Source organism: Sulfuricurvum sp. (assembly GCF_019163035.1).
GTDB lineage: Bacteria > Campylobacterota > Campylobacteria > Campylobacterales > Sulfurimonadaceae > Sulfuricurvum.
In genome coordinates, this window is record NZ_JAFLKV010000072.1 from 1 (window position 1) to 3,693 (window position 3,693).

A 3,693-nucleotide genomic window follows, 5' to 3' on the forward strand; every position below is an offset into this window, starting at 1 on the left:
ATCGAACCAAGGACACGCAGATTTTCAGTCTACTGCTCTACCGACTGAGCTAATTAGCCACGTTTGTGAGGACGAAATTATAGCTTCACAAGCTTAAAAAGAAGCTTAAAGCCGCTTAAACGACTATTTTGTCGCTTTAGCCAGCTCTTTGAAAAGATTCCCACGCTGTGCATACGACGTAAATTGATCCAAACTTGCTGCCGCAGGGGAGAGCATGGCGATGCTGTGGCGGTTGTGTTTCTTGCTGATCTCTTCTACAGCTACATCGAGCGTATGGCACAGAACGCAGGGGATACCATATTGAGAGCAGAGTGCTTCGAGACGGAGGGCATTGGCTCCGATTGCATATACATTCAGATCGTAGCGTTTAAGCGGTGTAAAGAGCTCTTCGAGTTCTACTCCTTTGTCATCCCCGCCCAAGACAATATGGATCGGATAATCAGCATAGGTACGAAGAGCGGCTAGTGTTGCATCGATGTTGGTTGCTTTGGAATCGTTGACCCAGAGACGGTTTCGAGAGTCGCGGAACTCCTCTTGGCGGTGAGGATCAAGGATAAAGGCGTTGATACGATCATAATCGCATCGATTATAGAGGATTTTATCAATCCCCATCGCGATCATGGAATCCATCAAGAATGCCCCCTTAAACTTGATTTTACTCGCATCAAATCCGAAGTACTCAGCCAAATCTTTTTCGTCTTCATAGACGATTTTAAATCCCTTGGTTGGAGCATCGGCAAACATCTTTGGCAAAATGACCGCTTCACCCTCCCTCATCATTGAGAGCGGCTTTAGTTTCGCATCATAATAGGCTTCCATGCTTCCGTGCCAGCTCACATGATCGGGAGTGACAGGGAGGAGGGCGTATATGTTGGGGCGAGCGAGTGTGTTGTAGTGCATACTAAAGGAACTGGTCTCTAAAATCCAGATAGGTGCTTCGCTAGAGAGTTCGGCCAAAGGGGTTCCGATGTTTCCACCGCTGATTGCCCCCTTGTCGCTGAGAAGGTGCTCAACCATTTGGGTGGTGGTGGTTTTACCATTCGTTCCGCTGATCCAGATCGAAAATGGCATCTGCGGGGCAAAAAAGTCGTATTCGCTGATGAGGTGCTGTGCGCGTTGTATCAGGGTATGTGATGGGGGAAATCCGGGGGAGGGGATCTCATGGGTAAAGAGATTGGTATCAAATTCACTAATCGGTTTGAGGAAGTTACCATTCTCATCAGTCGAAGAGTCGGTGAATTTGTCATCGAAAAAAGTGCATGGACCGAAATGTTTGGCGATGGCTTGGGTCGTTTTACCGTACCCGAAGCAGGCGATGTTTTGAGTTTTCATTAGCGAATCTTTAGGGTGATGAGTGCGAAGATGTTGGAAAGAAGCGAGATAATCCAAAAACGGACGATGATTTTGTTCTCCGCCCATTGCTTCATCTCGAAATGGTGATGGATCGGTGCCATCAAAAAGACCCGTTTTTTACGGAGTTTGTAGCTTCCGACCTGCAAGATGACCGATACGGTTTCGATGACGAAGATCAGACCGATGAGGATCAGGAGAATTTCACTTTTTCCAATGATTGCCATATAAGCGATAAAAGCGCCGATGGTCAATGATCCGCTGTCTCCCATAAACACTTGCGCGGGATGGCAGTTGTACCACAAAAAGCCCAGTAGTGAACCGATGAGGGCACTGGCAATAATGACCACTTCCCCTGCGGGAATTTTCGGCATCAAAAGATAGTGGGCAAGGGCGGCATTACCGACGATGTAGACGATGATACTGAGTGAGAGTAAGGCGAAAATAGAGGGAACGGTCGCGAGACCGTCAAGACCGTCGGTGAGGTTGACGGCGTTGGAGGTAGCGATAATGACAAATACCCAAAAAGTGACGCTCCATCCACCCATGTCGAAAAGGCTTGATTTGATAAAAGGGACGTAAAAACCAGTTTCAAGTTTAGCGATATAAATCAAAAATAACCCGATGGCAATACCGAAAATTACTTGGAGCGCGAGTTTGGCACGAGCGCTGAGTCCTGCGAGGTTATTGCCCCCTTTGATTTTTCCCCAGTCATCGGTAAATCCGATGTACGCGTAAAACACTAACGTAAGAAGACCGCCGATCACGAAAGGGTTCATGATATTGACGGTCAATAAGGAAGCGATAACGGTAGCCGCGACAAAAACGATCCCCCCCATCGTCGGCGTTTTGGCTTTTCCTTGATGGGCACTGACGTATTCATTGATCGGTTGCACGCGCGAGGAGCGTTGCGCCCAAGCGATAAAACGGGGCATAAAGAAGAGAGTTAAGAGCATCCCTATGAAAAAAGCGACCCCTGCGCGGAGGGTGATGTACTGAAATAGATTAATTCCGAGAGTCTTGTGAAACCAATATAACATTCTATTAACTCTTTATGATTAAATTTTAAAAGCAATGCAAAAGTGACATTTTAATATAATCCCCCAAAAGTTTGATTAATCGAAGGAGCCAATTTGAGCAAAAAAACCGTTTTGGTCATCACAGACGGCATCGGTTACTCGCCGAAACACGATTTTAACGCGTTTCAGGCCGCTTCGAAGCCGACGTATGATCGTTTATTTAAAGATGTCCCGTACTCATTTATCGATACATTTGGTCTAAGTGTCGGTCTTCCTGAGGGACAAATGGGCAATTCCGAAGTAGGACATATGAGCATCGGAAGCGGTCGGGTATTGTATCAGGATTTGGTCAAAATCTCTTTGGCTCTTGAAGAGGGGACATTCGCTCAAAACGAAGTATTTTCCGCTTTGATGAAAACCAGCAGACGAATCCATTTGATCGGATTGATGAGCGATGGGGGTGTCCATTCGCATATTGATCATATTATGGGGGTTGCTGAGATTGCTGCCGAAGAGGGGAAAGAGGTATGGCTCCATCTCATCACTGATGGGCGGGATGTTGCACCGACATCGGCAAAACTCTTTTTGCATACGGTAGAAGCACACGCAGGCGATAATATTAAAATTGGCTCAATCGGCGGCCGTTTTTTCGCGATGGATCGGGATAATCGATGGGATCGTGTTCGAAGCGGGTATGAAGCGATTGTCACTGCAACTCCGCAGAGTGAGCAAAGTGTTGCCGATTACATCGAAAACGCGTATGCTGCAGGCGAGACCGACGAGTTTATCACCCCTACTTCATTTTACGGCTACGAGGGGGTCAAAGAAGGGGATGCGGTGCTAATGCTTAATTTCCGAAGTGACCGTATGCGTGAACTCACCACTGCCGTCGGAGATAAAAATTTCAATGGATTTGATCGCACTTTTATTCCAACCCATTTGGCGACGATGACTCAGTACGATCAAAATTTTCCGTATCCGGTGTTGTTTCCCAAAGACGCTCCGATCAATACCTTGGCAGAAGTGATTTCACGAGTAGGACTGCGACAGCTTCATACGGCGGAGACAGAGAAATATGCCCATGTTACCTTTTTCTTTAACGGTGGGATCGAAGAGCCGTATGAGAATGAGACGCGGGTCTTGATCCCAAGCCCACAAGTAAAAACCTATGATATGCAGCCACAGATGTCCGCTCCTGAAGTGGGTAATGCGGTTGTTAAAGCGATGGATGAGGGGTATGATTTTGTGGTTGTAAACTTTGCCAACGGTGATATGGTCGGACATACGGGCAACTTTGACGCGGCGGTTCGTGCGGTTGAAGCGG

General features: G+C 47.2%; 3 protein-coding genes. 1 reads left to right on the forward strand and 2 read right to left on the reverse strand.

Annotated elements, in window-relative coordinates:
• Positions 1 to 123 precede the first annotated feature (123 nt).
• Positions 124 to 1,332 (reverse strand): UDP-N-acetylmuramoyl-L-alanine--D-glutamate ligase, encoded by a 1,209-nt coding sequence (gene murD / locus JZU62_RS05750; RefSeq protein ID WP_295012788.1) that lies wholly within the window; start codon positions 1,330 to 1,332, stop codon positions 124 to 126.
• A complete protein-coding gene (mraY, locus tag JZU62_RS05755; RefSeq protein WP_295012790.1) occupies positions 1,332 to 2,390 on the reverse strand; it encodes a phospho-N-acetylmuramoyl-pentapeptide-transferase in 1,059 nt (352 codons plus the stop codon). Before mraY ends, murD begins: the two co-directional genes overlap by 1 nt.
• Before the next feature lie 93 nt (positions 2,391 to 2,483).
• Here mraY and gpmI point away from each other — a divergent pair.
• Positions 2,484 to 3,693: 2,3-bisphosphoglycerate-independent phosphoglycerate mutase (gene gpmI, locus JZU62_RS05760; protein ID WP_295012792.1), on the forward strand; the 1,210-nt coding region annotated here is incomplete at its 3' end.